Raw genomic sequence first — 17938 nt, forward strand, 5'->3', positions numbered from 1 at the left:
GCTCGTCATCCTGATCCTCGAAGCCATCCTCGGCGGGTGCCGCTAATGGCGATGTTGGACCAAATCATGGCGGCGAACGCCGCGCGACGCTGCAATCTATTTCAATAGCTTGGGCGCTTCCCGCGCGATCGCGGCGCGCAGCGGCGCGGCGAACAGCGAGAGCAGCGCGGGCAGGTCCACCACTGCATGGACGTGACGCTCGAACACCTCCGCGGTGCTCTTGATCGTCTGGCCCATCGCCTGCACGGTGAAATGCAGCGTGTCGCCGTCCCAGCGGTGCTGCACCTGCGCGCCGCCGGGGATCTTCTCGCCCAGCCGGCCGATGCCGCCCTCCAGCCGCGCGCGGACGCCCGCCTTGCCGAGCTGGTGGGGGATGTCGAGCGAGATGGGCTGGGTCACGGGCGCGGCTCCTTGGCGAATAGCTGCTGGTCGTCGGCGAACGCCTTGAATTCCAGCGCGTTGCCGCTGGGGTCCTGGAAAAACATGGTCGCCTGCTCGCCGGTCTGGCCCCGGAAGCGGATGTGCGGCGCGATGCCGAAGCGGACGCCGGCCGCCTGCAACCGCCCCGCGAGCGCCTCCCAGTCCGACATCGCGAGCACCACCCCGAAATGCGGGACGGGCACGTCATGCCCGTCGACCGGATTGACGACCGCGACCGGCTGCGCGGCGGGATCGAGGTGCGCGACGATCTGATGGCCGAACAGGTCGAAATCGATCCAGCCCTCGCTCGACCGCCCTTCCGGGCAACCGAGCACGCCCCCGTAAAAGGCGCGCGCGGCGGCGAGGTCGTGGACGGGGAAGGCGAGATGGAAGGGGCGGGGCGACATCCAACGGGTCTTACACAATCCTCCCCGGTGCGCCCAGACCGGAGCCCCCGCCACCAGGCCGGCTGCGCCGTCATGGTCCCCCTCCCCGTCCCGGGGAGGATTGGCTAAGGGCCACCCGTGCCCCCCGCCCTCGCCTGTCTCCTGCTCGGCGCGCTCGCCGCGCTCGGCTTCGCGCCGCTGCAGCTGTGGCCGTTGACGCTCGCCGGGCTCGCGGGCTGGCTGGCGCTGGTCCACGCCGCGCCGACGCGGCGCGCGGCGATGTGGCGCGGCTGGCTGTTCGGGGTCGGCCATTTCACGGTCAACGACAACTGGATCCAGCACGCCTTCGATTTCCAGGACGCGATGCCGCCGGTGCTCGGCTACGGCGCCGCGGTCGGGCTGGCGCTCTATCTGGCGCTGTTCCCGATGACGGCGGCGGCCATCGCGTGGTCGGCGCGCGGGCGGCGGCCGGACGCCGCCTTCGCGCTGGCCGCCGGCGCGGCGTGGATCGCGACCGAATGGCTGCGCGGGCGGCTGTTCACGGGCTATCCGTGGGACCCGATCGCCGCGATCTGGGTGCCGGTGCAGCCGATCGCGAGCGTGGCGGCCTGGGTCGGAACCTATGCGCTGAGCGGGGTGACGGTGGCCGCCGCGGCGCTGCTGCGCTCGATCCCTCGGCGGCCTCGGCCGCTCGCCGCGGCGATCGGTGTGCTCGCCGCGCTATTGGCGGCACAAGCGTTCAGCTATTCCCAGGGCACCGCCAGGTCGCCCCCCGACAGCTACCCTCGCCTCGTCGTTGTTCAGCCCAACGTCAACCAGAACGCGCGCGGCGACGACGATGCCGAGCCGATCCTGCGCCGACTCCTCTCGCTGTCCGGCGGGCCTGCCCCCTACCCGCGCCTGATATTGTGGCCCGAAGGCATGGTGCGCGACTATCTCGAAGACGGCTATCCCTTCTGGATCTACGGCGGCCGCTATCCCTGGCGTATCCGCCCCCGCCTGGCGCGGGTGCTGGGCGCGCGCGACACGCTGCTGGTCGGCGCGACGCCGCTGCGCTTCGGTGCGGGCGAGGAGCCGGTCGGCGCGGGCAACGCCGTGCAGGCGATCGGCCCCGATGCGCGGCTGCACGGCCGCTACGACAAGGCCCATCTGGTGCCTTATGGCGAGTATCTGCCGATGCCCTGGCTGCTGAAGCCGCTCGGCCTCGCCCGCCTCGTGCCGGGCGGCCTCGACTTCGATCCCGGTCCCGGCCCGCGCGCGATCGACATCCCCGGCATCGGCGCGGTGGGCGTGCAGATCTGCTACGAGATCGTCTTCTCCGGCCAGGTTGTCGACCGCGCCCAGCGCCCCCGGCTGATCTTCAATCCCTCCAACGACGCCTGGTTCGGCCGCTGGGGCCCGCCGCAGCACCTGGCGCAGGCGCGGCTGCGCGCGATCGAGGAAGGGCTGCCGATCGTCCGCGCGACGCCGACCGGCATCTCGGCGGTGATCGGCGCGGACGGTGCGCTGCTTGCGCAGCTGCCGCTCGGCCGGACGGGGACGCTGACCGTGCCGCTGCCCCAGCCCTCGCCGCCGACGCTGTTCTCCCGGCTGGGCAACCGGCTGGCGCTCGGTGTGGGACTGCTGCTCGCCGCCGCGGCCGTTGCGTTGCGCCGCCGCGCCCGCTAGGCGGCACGATATAAAGCTTTCCTTATATCCCATCCTCACGGGGTCCCATGCGCCAGAACTTCCTCTTCACCTCCGAATCCGTCTCCGAGGGCCATCCCGACAAGGTCGCCGACCAGATCAGCGACGCGGTCGTGGACCTGTTCCTCGCCACCGATCCGGAGGCGCGCGTCGCCTGCGAGACGATGGTGACGACGCAGAAGATCATCCTGTCGGGCGAGGTTCGCTCCTCCGACCGGTCGCTGATCGACGAGAAGGGGAACCTCACGGCGGAGGGCAAGCGCCGGATCGAGGCCGCCGCGCGCGACGTGGTCAAGGCGATCGGCTATGAGCAGGAGGGCTTCCACTGGCAGACCGCCAGCTTCGACAACAACCTCCACGCCCAGTCGGCCGAGATCGCGATGGGCGTCGACGAAGGCGGCAACAAGGACGAGGGCGCCGGCGACCAGGGGATCATGTTCGGCTACGCGACCGACGAAACGCCCGATTACCTGCCCGCCACGCTCTATTACTCGCATCGCATCCTCGAGCGGATGGCGGCCGACCGGCACAGCGGCGCCGCCCCGTTCCTCGAGCCCGATGCCAAGAGCCAGGTGACGCTGCACTATGAGAACGAGAAGCCGGTGCGCGCCACCGCGCTGGTCGTCTCGACCCAGCACAAGCGCGGCTACGCCGAGAAGGGCGAGCACGCCGACCTGGCGAAATATGCCGAGCTGCGCGCCTATGTGGAAGGCGTGCTGAACGATGTGCTGCCGGAGGGCTTCATCACCGAAGAGACGGCGACATACATCAACCCCACCGGCGCGTTCGAGATCGGCGGACCGGACGGCGACGCCGGGCTGACCGGGCGCAAGATCATCGTCGACACCTATGGCGGCGCCTCGCCGCACGGCGGCGGCGCGTTCAGCGGCAAGGATCCGACCAAGGTCGACCGCTCCGCCGCCTATATCGCGCGCTACATGGCCAAGAATATCGTCGCGGCGGGGCTGGCCACGCGCTGCACGATCCAGCTGTCCTACGCGATCGGGGTCGCCGAGCCGCTGTCGCTCTATGTCGACACGCACGGCACCGGCACCGTCGAGGAAGCGCGCATCGAGGAGGTGCTGCCACGCCTCGTTCGCCTGACGCCCAAGGGCATCCGCACCCACCTGGCGCTCAACAAGCCGATCTACGCCCCGAGCGCCGCCTACGGCCATTTCGGGCGCACCGCCGACGGCGATTATTTCACCTGGGAGCGCACCGACCTGGCGGACAAGCTCAAGGCCGCGCTGACGGGATGACGGCCGTGCCGGCCCTGGGCCGGCGTCCATGTCGAGGGTGGTCCGATCGGCCGTGCCCCGACGACAAGGGTCGGAACAGACTGCGGCGGACCTCGGCACCCGGCCGGGGTGACGCAGGAAGTGGCGCTCGGTAGAGGCCGAGCATGCCCGTTCGCCAGCTCTTCGCCACGCCCTTCTACGAAGGCGCACTCGACGATCCGGCCCTGATCGCCGAGCTGGAACGCTCCGTCCGCGCGCTGGCGCGGGACGACGCCGCCGGGCGCCGCTGGGCGCGCGACCACGCGTATCGGGGCTATACCTCCTATGCGTCGCTGAACGACCTGCCCGTCCGCGACCCCGCCTTCGCCGATCTCCGGCGCCGGCTCGACCGCCACGTCGCCGCCTTCGCGCAGGCCTGCGCCTTCGACCTGGGCGGGCGGCGGCTGAAGCTCGACAGCCTGTGGGTCAACCTGCTCCGGTCCGGCGGTGGCCATGCCGCGCACCTCCACCCGCACAGCACCGTCTCGGGCACCGTCTACATCGCCGTTCCGCCGGGCGCGGGCGGGCTGAAGCTGGAGGACCCGCGCCTCGCCATGATGATGGCCGCCCCGCCGCGGCGGCCGGATGCGCCCGAGCCGCTGAAGACCTTCGTCGAGGTCACGCCGGCGCCCGGCGCGGTGTTGCTGTGGGAGAGCTGGCTGCGCCACGAAGTCCCGTCGCGCAGCGCAAGCGGCGAGCGGATCAGCGTCAGTTTCAATTATCGTTGAGCGCGGGCCCGCCCGTCAGAAGCGATACAGCGCCGTCACCCGCATCAGCTGGTTGATCGGCATCGCCGGCTGACCGCGGTCGAGCTCGGCGGCGACGCGCGAGGCGTTCAGGCGGCCGATGCGATCGGGCATGGGCGTGATCTTGCCGATCACGAAGCCGGCGTCGATGCCCAGCGACAGCCCGTTCTCGACCGGGCGACCATAGCCGACCAGCATCGCCGGTGCCATGCGGCGGCTGGCGCGCAGGCCGGGCATCCGGAACGCCGGCAGGTAGCGCAGCGGCTCCGAGTCGAGCAGGTGCGGCCGCCCGGCGCGCCCGAACAGCCTCGGGCCGCCCGAGAAGTGCAGCTTGCCGCCCGCGATCGGGAACAGGTCGATCATCGCGCCGCCATATCCCGTCGCCAGCATCGAGCGCGGATCGTCGACCTGGAAGATGGGGTTCGCGGGCACCGCAATCGGCTTCAGCCGGAACTCGGCCGCCGGATGCGGCTTCGCGGGCGACAGTTGAACGCTGGTCGGCGCGGCCCCCAAGGCCGGTCCCCCCATCGCCACGATCCCTAGCGTTGTCGCCGCAAGCCGCATGATCGCCCCCGATCCGCCGCGACGCCGAGTCTCCGGACGCCGTCGTGAGCTTCGTGTCATAAAGTGAACGGGTCGTCATCCGGTCAGCCCGGCCGGTTGCGACCAGATGTGCCGAAACGGGGCTAAACCATCATTCTGGCGTCGTCGCGCGCCAGCCCGTAAAGGCGCGAGCCAGTTTCCCGATCAGGACCGTTCACCCATGGGTTTCCGCTGCGGCATCGTCGGCCTGCCGAACGTCGGCAAATCGACCCTCTTCAACGCCTTGACCGAGACCGCGGCAGCGCAGGCCGCCAACTATCCGTTCTGCACGATCGAACCGAACGTCGGCGCCGCCGCCGTGCCCGACGAGCGACTGACGGCGCTCGCGGGTCTCGCTCATTCGGCCAAGGTGATCGAGACGCAGCTCGGCTTCGTCGACATCGCCGGGCTGGTGCGCGGTGCGTCCAAGGGGGAGGGACTCGGCAATCAGTTCCTCGCCACCATCCGCGAGGTCGACGCCGTCGTTCATGTGCTCCGCTGCTTCGAGGACGGTGACGTGACGCATGTCGAGGGCAAGGTGGACCCGATCGCCGACGCCGAGACCGTGGAGACCGAGCTGATGCTCGCCGACCTGGAGAGCCTGGAGAAGCGCGTTCCTGCGCTCGCCAAGAAGGGTCAGGCCGGCGATAAGGAGGCCAAGGCGGCCGCGCAGGTGCTCGGCCGCGCGCTGGACCTGCTGCGCGACGGCAAGCCCGCCCGGCTGGCCGACGCGCGGGATCCGGAGGAGGCGCGCCTGCTCGACCAGGCGCAGCTGCTCACGGCCAAGCCCGTCCTCTATGTCTGCAATGTCGACGAGGCGGACGCGGCCAACGGCAACGCGCTGTCCGCGCGCGTGTTCGAGAAGGCCAGGGCCGAAGGTGCCGAGGCGGTGGTCGTCTCCGCCGCTATCGAGGCGGAGATTGCGACCATGCCCGCCGTCGAGCGCGGCGAGTTCCTGGCCGAGCTGGGCCTGACCGAAACCGGTCTCGCCCGCGTCATCCGCGCGGGCTATCGGCTCTTGCACCTCCTCACCTTCTTCACCGCCGGCCCGAAAGAGGCGCGCGCCTGGACCATCCCGGTCGGCGCCAAGGCCCCGCAGGCGGCCGGTGCGATCCACTCCGATTTCGAACGCGGTTTCATCCGCGCCGAAACCATCGCCTACGACGATTACGTCCGGCTGGGCGGCGAGGCAGCGGCGCGCGAGGCGGGCAAGCTGCGGAGCGAGGGCAAGGATTACGTCGTCCAGGACGGCGACGTGATGCTGTTCCGCTTCAACGTGTAAGGGGGCAACGTGCCCCCTTGCCGATCAGATCAGGCGGCCTTCTTGCGGCTACGCTTGGGGGCCGCGGCGGCCTCCGCGTCCTCTTCCTCGTCATGCTCCTCTTCGCCGGCCTCGCCGAGTGCCGCGCCGAGCTCTTTCAGCTTGTCGCCCTGCTTGTCCGCCTTGTCGGCGATCCTGACCGTCGCTTCGCCCAGTCGATGCAACAGCGCGTGGATCCGATCGGCGTCGGGTGTGGCCTTTTCCAGCTGCTTGCGCAGCGCGGTCAGGTCACGGAGAATCCCCTTCGCGCCCGCTACCTCGGTCTCGGCCAACGCCGCCTCCCAATCCTCGATCAGGTGGGCGCCCTTGTCGGGCTTGGTCGACTCCAACCCGCGATTGATCGCGTTGATGGTGCCTGCGAACTTGATAGCCATGACCTCTTCTCCTCTGGATCGAGGGCGCAACGAGGGCACCGACGCCGGAGGTCCGCGTCCGAACCGGATTCGTTCACCCCGGCAACACAGGGCAACGGTTCGCGTGATCGGCGCGCCGCAAGCGGCACCGCAGCGGTGAGGGGGATATGAGCGCCCCTCTCGCCCTGCTGCTCGCGCAGGCGATGCCGGGCATGGACATGGCGCCAGGCTCCTCCCCGGCACGGGAAGGGGGACCGCCGGCGAAGCCGGTGGTGGAGGGGGCTCCGTCAGGAACCGTGTCGCGCGCAACCGAGCCCCCTCCACCGTGCGCTGACGCGCATGGTCCCCCTCCCCGTCCCGGGGCGGACAGTGATTGCGCTGGCCGTCAGATGACGATGCCCGGCATGGCGGGCGATCAGCGCATGGCGATGAGCATCGGCGGGGGAGCATACGAGTCCGGCTCGGGCACCGCGCGCGTGCCCGCGGCCGAGGGGCCGATGCGGGGGCAGATGATCCATGCCGGCGGCTGGATGCTGATGACGCACGGCTATGCCTGGGGCGTCGTCACCGATCAGGGCGGCCCGCGCGGACAGGATGAAGCCTTTATCACCTCGATGGCGATGCTGATGGGCGACCGCGACCTGTCGGATCGCGTCCACCTCCAGCTGACATCGATGCTCAGCCTCGATCCGCTAATGGGGCCGCGCGGCTACCCCAACCTGTTCGCTACCGGCGAGACGGCGGACGGACGGCCGCTGGTCGATCGGCAGCATCCGCACGACCTGTTCATGGAGCTGTCCGGCCGCGTCGATTACCGGCTGGGCGGCAAGGACAGCCTGTTCCTCTATGGCGGCCCGGTCGCGGAGCCGGCGCTCGGCCCCGCCGCCTTCATGCACCGCGGTTCGGCGCGCTATCTGCCGCTCGCACCGATCACCCACCACTGGTTCGATTCGACGCACATCACCTATGGTGTCGTCACCGCCGGCTATGCGGGGCCGCAGCTTCAGCTGGAGGGCTCCGCCTTCCGCGGCCGCGAGCCCGACGAGCATCGCTGGGACATCGAGGCGCCGGCGCTCGACAGCTGGAGCGTGCGCGCGACCTGGACGCCCTCGCCGCACTGGGCCGCACAGGTCAGCCACGGCCGGCTCCACAGCCCGGAAGCGCAGGAGCCCAACGCCGACGAGCGCCGCACCACGGCGACGGTGAGCTACGCGGCCGGCGGGCTGACCGCGATGGTGGGCTATGGGCTGAAGGCGAAGCTGCCCGGCCGCGCGCTGCCGGCCTGGATCGGCGAGGCCGCATGGGAGATCGGCCGCCACCATACGCTGTTCGGCCGGATCGAGCATGTGAAGAACGACGAGCTGTTCCCGGACCCCGCCGATCCGCTGCACGACCGGCCGTTCCGCGTCACCAAGGCCGAGGGCGGCTATGCCTATCGCATCGCGCTGGCCGGGCCGCTCGGCATCGCGCTGGGCGGCACGCTCGCCGGCTATGCGAAACCCGCCGCGCTCGACGCCGCCTATGGCAACGCGCCGGTGAGTTGGACGTTGTTCGGCAAGCTGGCGGTCGGACTATAGTGATGCGCCGTCACCCCGGCCCGGCGTCGGGGTCCAACGAGGAACGAGGATCGCGGTCCGGATGATGCACGAACCTTCGCTCCCGGCCCGGCTCGGATCCCGGCTCAAGGCCGGGATGACGACCGGCCTGCTGGCGCTCGCCAGCTGCGCTTACCCCTATAATCCGCCGTCGCTGCCACCCGCCACCGCGCCGGTGACCCCGCTGACCGCCGAAGCGCCCGGCCAGCGCCCGCCCGTCACCATCCTCGTCTCGATCGACGGCTTCCGCCCCGATTACCTTCACCGCGGCGACACGCCCAATCTCGACGCGCTGGCGCAGGCGGGCGTATCCGGCGCAATGCGGCCGTCCTTCCCGACGATCACCTTCCCGAACCACTATACGCTCGTCACGGGCCTGCGCCCGGACCGCAACGGCATCGTCGAGAACACGATGCAGGACCCGCGCCGCCCCGGCGTGACGTTCGACATCCATGACGCCAAGCAGGTCGGCGACCGCTTCTGGTGGGACGCGGCGGAGCCGCTCTGGGTCACTGCCGAGCGCGCCGGCATCCGCACCGGCACGATGTTCTGGCCGGGCGCCGACGCGCCGATCGGCGGTGTCCGGCCGAGCGTGTGGGTGCCCTACACCGCGGCGATCACCAGCCCGCAGCGTGTCCGCTTCGCGCTCGACTGGCTGCGCCGCCCGGCGGCCGACCGGCCCGCGTTCGAGACGCTCTATTTCGACGTGGTCGACAAGACGTCGCACAACCAGGGCTATGATTCGCCCGAGAAGCTCGCCGCGATCCGCGAGGTGGACACCGCGATCGGCCAGCTCACCAACGGGCTGGTGGCGATGGGTATGGCGGCCAATATGGTGATCGTCGCCGATCACGGCATGGAGGGTGTGCCGCCCGACCACCAGCTCGATCCCCGCGCGATCCTGGACGATGCCACGCTGGCGCGCGCGCAGATCGGCGGACCGCTGCTCTATTTCTACCCTGTCGCGGGCCAGGACGCCGCGGTGGCGGTGCGCGTCGTCGGCCGTCACCCGCACAGCCGCTGCTGGCGCAAGGCGGACCTGCCGGCGCGCTTCCATTACGGCCGCAACCCGCGCGTGCCGCCGTTCGTCTGCCTCGCCGATGGCGGCTGGCGCTTTTCCACCGACGCGCCGCTCACCTATGTGAAGGGGGATCACGGCTTCGATCCGGCGGACCCGGCGATGCGCGCGCTGTTCCTCGCGGTCGGGCCGGCCTTCGCGCCCGGCAGGCAGCTGGCCGATTTCGACAATGTCGACGTCTACCCGCTGGTGCGCGAGCTGATCGGCCTGCCGCCCGCGACCGGCATCGACGGCAGCGCCAAGCGCTTCGATCCGGTGCTGCGACGCTAGCGATGCAGTATTTCGAGGATATCGCGGTCGGCGCCACGGCGCGCTTCGGCAGCTACGCGGTCACGCGCGAGGAGGCGACCGACTTCGCGCGCCGCTTCGATCCCCAGCCCTTCCACCTGTCCGACGAAGCGGCGGCGCAGACCCATTTCGGCCGGCTCTCGGCGAGCGGCTGGCACACCTGCGCGATGACCATGGCGATGCTGGTCGAGAATCTGAAGGACCACCAGGAGGCCGGCCTGGGTTCGCCGGGGATCGACGCGCTGCGCTGGCTCAAGCCGGTCTATCCGGGCGACACGCTGCGGGTGGAATCGGAGGTGCTGGAGAAGCGCCGTTCCACCAGTCGGCCGGACATGGGCATCTACAAGAGCCGGGTCACCGTCTTCAATCAGGATGACGTGGCGGTGATGACGATGGTCAGCAACGGCCTGATCCGCACCCGCACGCCGGCGGAGCCCTCGGCCTAACGAGGCCCGCGTCCACCCCCGCTCCGTGCGCTGTCAGCGCGCCCCCCGCCGACGAAGCCGGAGCGCGGCGTGCTCGCCCCGACCGCCTGATCCTGTTGGCGGACACTCTGCCGGTAAGCCTGCCGGGCCCCGCCCCGCTGCGCCCGGAACGCGCCGGCCTGCAGCGCCTGCCGGCCGCGGCTCACATCCTGCCGATCGCCCTGCCGCGCGTCGCGAACGCCTCCCCCGAACGCCCGCCAGTTATCGCGGCCCTGCGGGTTGCCGTAACCGCGCCGCGATTGCCAATAGCGCCGCTGGCCGTCGGTCCAGCGGTAGGGCCGCCGCTCGCGATCATAGACGTAGATGCCGACGCCGGGGTAATAGAAGTCGCCATACCAGCCGAAGCCGTAGCCGCCATAGCCATAGGGCTCGTAATAACCGGCAGGACCATAGCCACCGTACGCGCTCTCATCGTAATAGCCGGCATAGCCGAGCCCGCCGCCATAGCCGTCGCGGTCCGCACAGCCGCCGAGCGCCAGTCCTGCCGCTCCCAGCGCGGCCGCCATCACGATATGCCGTACCATCACGCTTCTCCCACGCGCTCAGGCGATGGCCGGGACCATCGCCAGCATCTCGGAAACGGGCGATGTCCCCGATCCGTTCCGAAAGGTTAATGGCCGGGAAAGCTGACCAGCGCGTCGACCGCGATCCCGTCGGCGCGGAGCGCGTCGGCGCCGCCCAGATCGGGCAGGTCGATCAGGAACTGCGCCTGGCTGACGGCCGCGCCCGCGCGGCGCAGCAGGCGGACGGCGGCGCGGGCGGTGCCGCCGGTCGCGATCAGGTCGTCGATCAGCACGACGCGCGCGCCCGGCGTGCAGGCGTCGGCATGCATGGCGATGCGATCCTGCCCATATTCCAGCGCATAATCCTCGGCGATGGTCGCGCCCGGCAGCTTGCCGTCCTTGCGGATGAGCAGCACCCCGGCCCCGAGCGGCACCGCGACGGCGGCGGCGAACAGGAAGCCGCGCGCCTCGATCCCGGCGACGAGATCCACCGGCCCCGATACCGCCGCGACCATCCGCGCCACTACCGCCGCCAACCCCGCGGGATCCAACAGCAGCGTGGTCACGTCGCGGAATTGGATGCCGGGCTTGGGAAAGTCCGGGATGGTGCGGATCAGCGCCTTGATGTCGTCGTTCATCACGCCTTCCATCTCAACGCCACGCCGTCAGACGTGGCCGGCTGCGCCGACCACGCTGCCCGCCGCGGCGAGTCCTGCTCGTGCTTGCGCACGCGCAGGCCGCCCGCTCAATGCTTCACGTCGCGCCACACGTTCTGGTACGAGCCCCAGGCCAGGAACACGAAAATCAGCGCGAAGATCACCGCCGCCAGGCCGGCGGCGTGCCGGGTCTCCAGGCGCGGCTCGGCCGTCCAGGTCAGGAAGGCGGCGACGTCCCTGGCCATCTGGTCCACCGTCGGCTTGGTGCCGTCGGCATATTGGACCTGCCCTTCCTGCTTGAGCGGCGGCGGCATCGCGATGTTCAGATTGGCGAAGTACTTGTTGTAGTAGCGGCCCTTGGGCGTCGCCGCGTCCGGGAACTCCTTCACCAGCGCCGCGGGCTGCGGCACATAGCCGTGACCGACCAGCGAGTAGATGTAGTTCGCGCCGTCTTCGCGCGCCTTCACCATATCGGACAGGTCCGGCGGGATGGCGCCCCCGTTCGCCGCGCGCGCGGCAGTATCGTTGGCGAAGATCAGCGGGAAGTGATCGGACGGCACGCCCTTGCGCGTGGTCGCCTCGCCGGTGTCGGCATTCACGCTCGGGATCTGGTCCCACGCCGCCGCCAGCGTCTTCACCTGGCCGACGCTGTAGCCGAACTGCGCGAGATCGCGGAACGCGACGAGCCGGATCGAGTGACAGGCCGAGCAGACCTCCTTGTAGACCTGGTAGCCGCGCTGCAGCTGGCGCTTGTCGAAGCGACCGACCACGCCGGCGGACGGCAGCCCCGCGTCGAGCACGCGCCCGCCATTCTCCTTGTTTTCCGCCAGGACCCGTTCCGCGGCAGTCTCCGCCGGCGGGTTCCTGATCCAATCGGATAACGTCGAGAACAGCCCGATCAGCAGCGCGGCGACAAAGCCGAGCCCCACCAAGCTGCCGATCCAACGAACCATGTCTGTTCAAACCCCTTTGGTGGATCGGCTCAGGCGAGCGCGAGCGCCGTCTGAGCCGGGCTGGTGCCGCCATGCTTGGCCAGCACCGCTTCCGTGATCGAGTTCGGCAGCACCCGCGGACGCTCCATCGCGGAGAGCAGCGGCAGGACGATCAGGAAATGCGCGAAATAATAGGCGGCGGTGATTTGCCCTAGCGTGAGGAAGGCGGGCGACGCCTCCGATCCGCCGACCCAGCCGAGCAGCAGCACGTCCACCACCAGCACCCAGAACGCGATCCGCGCCTTGGGCCGGAAATTGTTCGAACGGATCGGCGACGGATCGAGCCAGGGCAGGAAGAACAGCAGCAGGATCGAGCCGAACATGGCCATCACGCCCCACAGCTTCGCCGGGATCCAGAGAAAGTTGACCGTGAACGAGCGCAGGATGGCGTAGAACGGCCAGAAATACCATTCCGGCACGATGTGCGCGGGCGTCGAGAGCCGGTTGGCCGGGATGTAATTGTCCGGATGCCCCAGATAATTGGGCGCGAAGAACAGGAGCGCGGCGAAGATCGCGAAGAACACGCCCAGCCCGACCGCGTCCTTGGCCGTGTAATAGGGGTGGAACGGCACCGTGTCCTGCTCGCCCTTCACGTCGACCCCGGTGGGATTGTTCGAGCCCGGGATGTGCAGCGCCCAGATGTGCAGGATGATGACCCCCGCCGTCACGAACGGCAGCAGGTAATGCAGCGAGAAGAAGCGGTTGAGCGCGGCGTTGTCGGGCGAGTAGCCGCCGAGCAGCCAGATGCGGATGCTCTCCCCCACCAGCGGGATGGCGGAGAAGAAGCCGGTGATGACCTGCGCGCCCCAGAAGCTCATCTGCCCCCACGGCAGGACATAGCCCATGAAGGCCGTCGCCATCAGCAGCAGGAAGATCGTGACGCCCAGCAGCCACACCATCTCGCGCGGCGCCTTGTACGAGCCGTAGTACAGCCCGCGGAAGATGTGGATGTAGACCACCGCCATGAACATCGACGCGCCGTTGGCGTGGGCATAGCGCAGGAACCAGCCCGCGTTCACGTCGCGCATGATCGCCTCGACGCTGTCGAAGGCGACCGCGCCGTTGGCGGCGTAGTGCATGGCCAACACGATGCCGGTGACGATCTGGATGCCCAGCGCCGCCCCCGCCAGCACGCCGAAGTTCCAGAAATAGTTGAGGTTGCGCGGCACCGGATAGCCCGCGCCGACGGCGTTGTAGACGAGGCGCGGCAGCGGCAGCTTCTCGTCCAGCCAGCGCATCAGCGGCTGCTTCGGTTCATAATGCTTGGCCCAGGGAAAGCTCATGCGTCTGTCTCGCTCAACCGACCGTCACGGCGGTGTCGGATGTGAAATTATACGGGGGAACCTCGAGATTCCGCGGGGCCGGGCCTTTGCGGATGCGCGCGGCGGTGTCGTATTGCGAACCGTGGCACGGGCAGAAATAGCCGCCGAACTCGCCGCGGTTCTCGCCCTCGGCCGCCCCGAGCGGGATACAGCCCAGATGGGTGCACACGCCCATGGTGATCAGCCAGTTCTTCTTGCCGGCCTTGGTTCGCGCTTCCAGCGTCTGCGGGTCGCGCAGGTCGCCGATCGCCACCGCGTCGGCGGCCTTGATCTCGGCCGGCGTCAGATTGCGGACGAACAGCGGCTGCTTGCGAAACGAGGTCTTGATCGCCTGGCCCGGCGCAATCTTGCTGAGATCGACCTCCGTGGTCGAATCCGCCAGCACGTCCGCGGACGGGTTCATCTGGTTGACCAGCGGCAGCACGATCGCCACCCCGCCCGCGCCGGCGAAGGCGATCGCGGCGATGTTCAGGAAGTCGCGGCGGCGGGGATCATGCACCTCCTCCGTCAGCAGCGCCGGGTCTTCGCCGGGAGGAAGCTGATCGTTCACGGTCGCCATTCGCGTCGAAACCTCTGATCCATCCTGGGGCGCACGCCCTGCCGCTTCCCGCGCAAAATGCGGGCGTGGGGCTGCCATAAACGCCCCCTCGCCGCTTTGCCAACTCCCTTTTACCCAATGGGCGACCGGGTTTACACAACGGCGGTGCGTCTCGCCCTCCACCAGCCCGACATCGCCGGCAATGTCGGCGCGATCCTCCGGCTGGCGGCGTGCCTGGGCGTCGGCGTCGACCTGATCGAACCGATGGGCTTCGCCTGGAGCGATCGGGCGCTCCGCCGCGCGGGCATGGATTACGCCGACGCCGTCGCGGTAAACCGGCATGCGGACTGGGCCGCCTTCGCCGAGCAGGTCGCGGGCCGCGTCGTGCTCCTCACCACCGCCGGCGCCGAGCCGCTGCCGGCGGCGCGCTTCCGCACCGACGACGTGCTGCTGCTCGGCTCGGAAGGGGCCGGCGTGCCCGCGGCCGTGCACGCCCGCGCCGATCTGCGCGTGCGCATTCCGATGCGGCCGGGGCTGCGTTCGCTCAACGTCGCGCTCGCGGCGGCGCTCGCGCTGGGCGAGGCGCTGCGCCAGACGCATGGCTGGCCAGAGTGAAACGCCGCCTGGCAAGCCGGGCGAGGATTGCTATGGGCCCGGTCATGCCGCCGCTCGACGCTCAGCAAGCCGCCGCCCGCGTCGCGTTTGAGGGTCTGCGCGACCGCATCTGCGCCGCCTTCGAAGCGATCGAGCGCGAGGCGGCGTCCGGGGCGACCTTCGAATACATTCCCTGGGATCGCACCGACCCGTCCGGCGTGCCCGGCGGCGCCAAGGAAAATGGCGGCGGCGTGCGCGGGGTGATGAAGGGCCGCGTGTTCGAGAAGGTGGGCGTCAACGTCTCCACCGTCGGCGGCACCTTCGAGGGCGAGTTCGGCAGGACCATCCACGGCGCCGGCGACGACCCGCGCTTCTTCGCGACCGGTATCAGCCTGGTCGCGCACATGGCGAACCCGCACGTGCCCGCAGTCCACATGAACCTGCGCTTCCTGCGCACCACCAAGCAATGGTTCGGCGGCGGCGCCGACCTGAACCCGCCACTGCCGATCGCGGCCGACACCGCCGACTTTCACGCGGCGCTGCAGGCGGCGTGCGACCGACATGACCCCGGCTATTATCCCCGCTTCCGGCAATGGGCGGACGAGTATTTCTACATCCCCCACCGGCAGGTGCATCGCGGGGTCGGCGGTATCTTCTACGATCACCTGGAGGTCCCGTTCGACGCCGGTCTCGCTTTGGCTCAGGACGTGGGTCAAGCCTTTCTGGAGAGTTATCCGGCGATCGTGCGGCGTCGCATGAACACGCCGTTCACCGACGTCGAGGTGGCGGCGCAGCGGACGTGGCGGGGCCGCTATGCCGAGTTCAACCTGGTCTACGACCGCGGCACGCTGTTCGGGCTCAAGACCGGCGGCAACATCGACGCGATCCTGATGAGCCTGCCGCCGGTCGCGACATGGTCGTGAGGCGTCGGGGGGAGGCTTCCGCATGGGCCTGACGCCGGTCCCGCCGGAGCAGCTGGCGACGATCGTCACCACGCTGGAGATGCGCGAACGACCCAGGCCGCGGCCGCTGCCCGACGCGCCGCTGCGGCTGGTACGGTGGCCCGCGCCCGCGCCCGACGCTTACCGGGCGCTGTTCCGGCGTGTGGGCGCGCGCTGGCTGTGGTTCTCGCGGCTCGTGATGGACGACGCGCAACTGTTGGCGATCATTCGTGATTCTTCCGTAGAGGTCTACGCCGCGGTCGATCGCGCCGGGATCGAGGTCGGCATGCTGGAGCTAGACATCCGCGTCGCCGGCGCCTGCGAGATCAGCTATTTCGCGCTCGCGCCCGAGCTGGCGGGGCGCGGGCTGGGCCGCTGGCTGATGGCGGAGGCGCTGGCGCGCGCGTGGCGGCCGGGCGTCACGCGGGTGTGGCTGCACACCTGCACGCTCGATCACCCTTCCGCGCTCGGCTTCTACCGCGCGCAGGGCTTCACGCCGATCGCCCGCACGATCGAGACGTTCGCCGACCCGCGCGCGCTGGGCGTGCTGCCCGAAGACTGCGCGCCCCAGGTTCCCTACCTGACCAGCCGCCGATAGGCCGACACCGCCAGCAGCGCCGAGGCGAGCGCGGTCGCCGCCGACACCGCCGCCGCGCCCGCATCGACCATGGCGATGGCGATCGGATTGCCCCCGTCGCCTTGCGCGCGCAGCCATCCTTCGAGCAGCAGCAGCGGCTCGGCGGCGAGCCAGCCGATCCCCAGCACCGCCGCCGTCACCACGGCCAGCGCGCCGCCCGAGCCGCGCGTCAGCCGGAAGGCGCGTGCGACCGCGGCGATGGCGGACAGCCGCGGCTCGGCCGCCAGCGCCGGCCCGGCAGGCAGCAGCCGCCCGAGGACATAGATGCCCGGCAGCACCCAGAGCAGCAGGCCCGCCCCCGCCATCAGCGCCACCAGGCCGCTCGCCAGCAACAGGCGCGGCCACAGCGCCGCGCCGCGCCGCAGCGCGGTCGCCACGCTGGGTCGGGTCTCGTCGAGGTAGAGCCGGTAGACGGTTGCCGAGCCCCACAAGCCGAGCCCGAAGGCGAGCAGATACCAGGGCGCCTGCGCGGTCAGCCATTGCGCCAGCACCTGCGCGCGCGCGGGCATGTCGGCGGTCGGCGGCAGCTTCGGCGGCGCGGGCAGCAGCAAACCCAGCGCATAGGCCGGCAGGAACCAGAACGGCCCCGCCACCGCAAGCAGGAGCGCGCGGTCGCGGCGGGCCAGGGCCGCCGCGTCCGCCACCACACCGGCGGCCGTCACCCTCATGCCGGGACCGGCGCGCTCCCGCCGCCCGTCACCGCCGCATACAGCCGCGCCGCGAACACCTGCACGACCGAGGTGAACGCCGCCGTCACCAGCGCGGCCGCGATCGCCGCCATGAACTGCGCGGTGGCGATGTTCTCGGGCCCCAGCACCAGCCGGAACACGATCCCGACCACCGATTGTGCGGCCAGCAGCGAGACCGTGAACACCACGAAGAACAGCAGCGCGACGCCGATCAGCTTCCACGTCAGCCCGCGGGTCAGTTCGAACGAGCGGCGCAGCGCGCCCAGCGCGCGATGCTCGTTCAGGATGACGGCGTTGACCAGGAACAGCCGCGCGCTGATCCACAGGCCCAGCCCGATCAGGACCAGCGAATAGAGCGCCAGGAAGCCGAACGCGCCGGGCGCGATCGACGGCATCGTACCCGTTCCCTTGTAAGCGGCCGCGGCGGTGAAATCGTAATGGGTGGCGATCAGCGTCGCGACCACCGGCAGCGCCAGCAGCACGCCCAGCCCGAACAGGACAAGCAGCACGAGGAGGTTGGCCGGCAGCCGGCGCAGCGCGAGCCGCCCGGCCTCGGCGCGGTCCGTCGCCGGATGGCTGGCCACCGCGATGATCGCGAGCTGCGCCCAGAGGTTCGCCAGCAGCCCCGCCAGTCCGATCAGCGCGACGAGCGCCGCGGCGCCCGGGCCTGGCGCGCCGTAGAGCCGGATGGCGTTCTGCACCGCGGACGGCAGCACGAACGCCACCAGCGCCAGCGGCGCGATCACGCCCGCCCTGCCCGCCAGCACATCCGTCGTGCTGTCCCAGACGTCGCCGATCCTCGCCATGTCGCCCTCCCGCTACGCGCCGCCGTGTAGGCGGCACGGGCGC

At 70.3% G+C, this 17938-nt stretch carries 21 protein-coding genes; 10 read left to right on the top strand and 11 right to left on the bottom strand.

The window, feature by feature from the left end:
* Positions 1–96: 96 nt before the first annotated feature.
* Entirely contained in the window at positions 97–399 is a 303-nt protein-coding gene (locus ACFE64_RS01385) for a polyhydroxyalkanoic acid system family protein (protein WP_375390655.1), read from the bottom strand.
* Positions 396–827, bottom strand: coding sequence for a VOC family protein (locus tag ACFE64_RS01390; protein ID WP_375390656.1), 432 nt, complete (start codon positions 825–827; stop codon positions 396–398). The genes ACFE64_RS01385 and ACFE64_RS01390 overlap by 4 nt, the downstream gene beginning before the upstream one ends.
* A gap of 117 nt (positions 828–944) precedes the next feature.
* Here ACFE64_RS01390 and lnt point away from each other — a divergent pair, with 117 nt between their 5' ends.
* The 3 genes from lnt (at position 945) to ACFE64_RS01405 (ending at position 4497) form a co-directional block, all read left to right on the top strand.
* On the top strand, positions 945–2474 hold the full coding sequence (lnt, locus tag ACFE64_RS01395; protein WP_375390657.1) for an apolipoprotein N-acyltransferase: 1530 nt from the start codon (positions 945–947) through the stop codon (positions 2472–2474).
* Positions 2475–2521: 47 nt separating this feature from the next.
* Complete coding sequence (gene metK / locus ACFE64_RS01400) at positions 2522–3751, top strand: methionine adenosyltransferase (protein ID WP_375390658.1); 1230 nt, start codon at positions 2522–2524, stop codon at positions 3749–3751.
* Positions 3752–3894: 143 nt separating this feature from the next.
* Positions 3895–4497: a TIGR02466 family protein gene (locus ACFE64_RS01405; protein WP_375390659.1), complete on the top strand. Its 603-nt coding sequence runs from the start codon at positions 3895–3897 to the stop codon at positions 4495–4497.
* Between the two features lie 15 nt (positions 4498–4512).
* On the opposite strand, the gene ACFE64_RS01410 is transcribed toward ACFE64_RS01405, so the two are convergent.
* A complete protein-coding gene (locus tag ACFE64_RS01410; protein WP_375390660.1) occupies positions 4513–5043 on the bottom strand; it encodes a hypothetical protein in 531 nt (176 codons plus the stop codon).
* A 235-nt stretch (positions 5044–5278) separates the two neighbouring features.
* Between ACFE64_RS01410 and ychF the strand changes: the two genes are divergently transcribed.
* Positions 5279–6379, top strand: a complete 1101-nt coding sequence (gene ychF, locus ACFE64_RS01415; protein WP_375390661.1) for a redox-regulated ATPase YchF — start codon at positions 5279–5281, stop codon at positions 6377–6379.
* Positions 6380–6408: 29 nt separating this feature from the next.
* Here ychF and ACFE64_RS01420 read toward each other — a convergent pair whose 3' ends face one another.
* Positions 6409–6792: a hypothetical protein gene (locus tag ACFE64_RS01420; protein ID WP_375390662.1), complete on the bottom strand. Its 384-nt coding sequence runs from the start codon at positions 6790–6792 to the stop codon at positions 6409–6411.
* Positions 6793–7160: 368 nt separating this feature from the next.
* Here ACFE64_RS01420 and ACFE64_RS01425 point away from each other — a divergent pair, with 368 nt between their 5' ends.
* From ACFE64_RS01425 to ACFE64_RS01435, 3 genes are all read left to right on the top strand, one after another.
* Positions 7161–8348 (top strand): hypothetical protein, encoded by a 1188-nt coding sequence (locus ACFE64_RS01425; protein ID WP_375390663.1) that lies wholly within the window; start codon positions 7161–7163, stop codon positions 8346–8348.
* A 64-nt stretch (positions 8349–8412) separates the two neighbouring features.
* Complete coding sequence (locus ACFE64_RS01430) at positions 8413–9714, top strand: nucleotide pyrophosphatase/phosphodiesterase family protein (protein ID WP_375390664.1); 1302 nt, start codon at positions 8413–8415, stop codon at positions 9712–9714.
* A 2-nt stretch (positions 9715–9716) separates the two neighbouring features.
* Positions 9717–10178 carry a MaoC family dehydratase gene (locus ACFE64_RS01435; protein WP_375390665.1) on the top strand — a complete coding sequence of 154 codons (462 nt, stop codon included), beginning with the start codon at positions 9717–9719 and terminating at the stop codon, positions 10176–10178.
* Here ACFE64_RS01435 and ACFE64_RS01440 read toward each other — a convergent pair.
* From ACFE64_RS01440 to petA, 5 genes are all read right to left on the bottom strand, one after another.
* Positions 10175–10741, bottom strand: coding sequence for a hypothetical protein (locus ACFE64_RS01440; RefSeq protein WP_375390666.1), 567 nt, complete (start codon positions 10739–10741; stop codon positions 10175–10177). The genes ACFE64_RS01435 and ACFE64_RS01440 overlap by 4 nt on opposite strands.
* Positions 10742–10827: 86 nt before the next feature.
* Positions 10828–11358, bottom strand: coding sequence for an adenine phosphoribosyltransferase (locus ACFE64_RS01445; protein WP_375390667.1), 531 nt, complete (start codon positions 11356–11358; stop codon positions 10828–10830).
* Positions 11359–11465: 107 nt separating this feature from the next.
* On the bottom strand, positions 11466–12329 hold the full coding sequence (locus ACFE64_RS01450) for a cytochrome c1 (RefSeq protein ID WP_375390668.1): 864 nt from the start codon (positions 12327–12329) through the stop codon (positions 11466–11468).
* 29 nt (positions 12330–12358) lie between these two features.
* Positions 12359–13651, bottom strand: a complete 1293-nt coding sequence (locus ACFE64_RS01455; RefSeq protein WP_375390669.1) for a cytochrome bc complex cytochrome b subunit — start codon at positions 13649–13651, stop codon at positions 12359–12361.
* Between the two features lie 13 nt (positions 13652–13664).
* Entirely contained in the window at positions 13665–14249 is a 585-nt protein-coding gene (petA, locus tag ACFE64_RS01460; protein WP_375390711.1) for a ubiquinol-cytochrome c reductase iron-sulfur subunit, read from the bottom strand.
* A 144-nt stretch (positions 14250–14393) separates the two neighbouring features.
* Here petA and ACFE64_RS01465 point away from each other — a divergent pair, with 144 nt between their 5' ends.
* From ACFE64_RS01465 to ACFE64_RS01475, 3 genes are read left to right on the top strand one after another with little or no spacing between them, the layout of a single operon-like run.
* On the top strand, positions 14394–14843 hold the full coding sequence (locus ACFE64_RS01465; protein WP_375390670.1) for a tRNA (cytidine(34)-2'-O)-methyltransferase: 450 nt from the start codon (positions 14394–14396) through the stop codon (positions 14841–14843).
* Positions 14844–14887: 44 nt separating this feature from the next.
* A complete protein-coding gene (gene hemF, locus ACFE64_RS01470; RefSeq protein WP_375390671.1) occupies positions 14888–15745 on the top strand; it encodes an oxygen-dependent coproporphyrinogen oxidase in 858 nt (285 codons plus the stop codon).
* A gap of 22 nt (positions 15746–15767) precedes the next feature.
* Positions 15768–16361, top strand: a complete 594-nt coding sequence (locus tag ACFE64_RS01475) for a GNAT family N-acetyltransferase (protein WP_375390672.1) — start codon at positions 15768–15770, stop codon at positions 16359–16361.
* Here ACFE64_RS01475 and ACFE64_RS01480 read toward each other — a convergent pair.
* Together ACFE64_RS01480 and ACFE64_RS01485 are read right to left on the bottom strand one after the other, a co-directional pair.
* Entirely contained in the window at positions 16340–17068 is a 729-nt protein-coding gene (locus tag ACFE64_RS01480; RefSeq protein WP_375390673.1) for a hypothetical protein, read from the bottom strand. The two genes, ACFE64_RS01475 and ACFE64_RS01480, sit on opposite strands and share 22 nt — an antisense overlap.
* On the bottom strand, positions 17065–17895 hold the full coding sequence (locus tag ACFE64_RS01485; RefSeq protein WP_375390674.1) for a hypothetical protein: 831 nt from the start codon (positions 17893–17895) through the stop codon (positions 17065–17067). The genes ACFE64_RS01480 and ACFE64_RS01485 overlap by 4 nt, the downstream gene beginning before the upstream one ends.
* Positions 17896–17938: the final 43 nt, after the last annotated feature.

This window comes from uncultured Sphingomonas sp., assembly GCF_964250165.1.
GTDB lineage: Bacteria > Pseudomonadota > Alphaproteobacteria > Sphingomonadales > Sphingomonadaceae > Sphingomonas.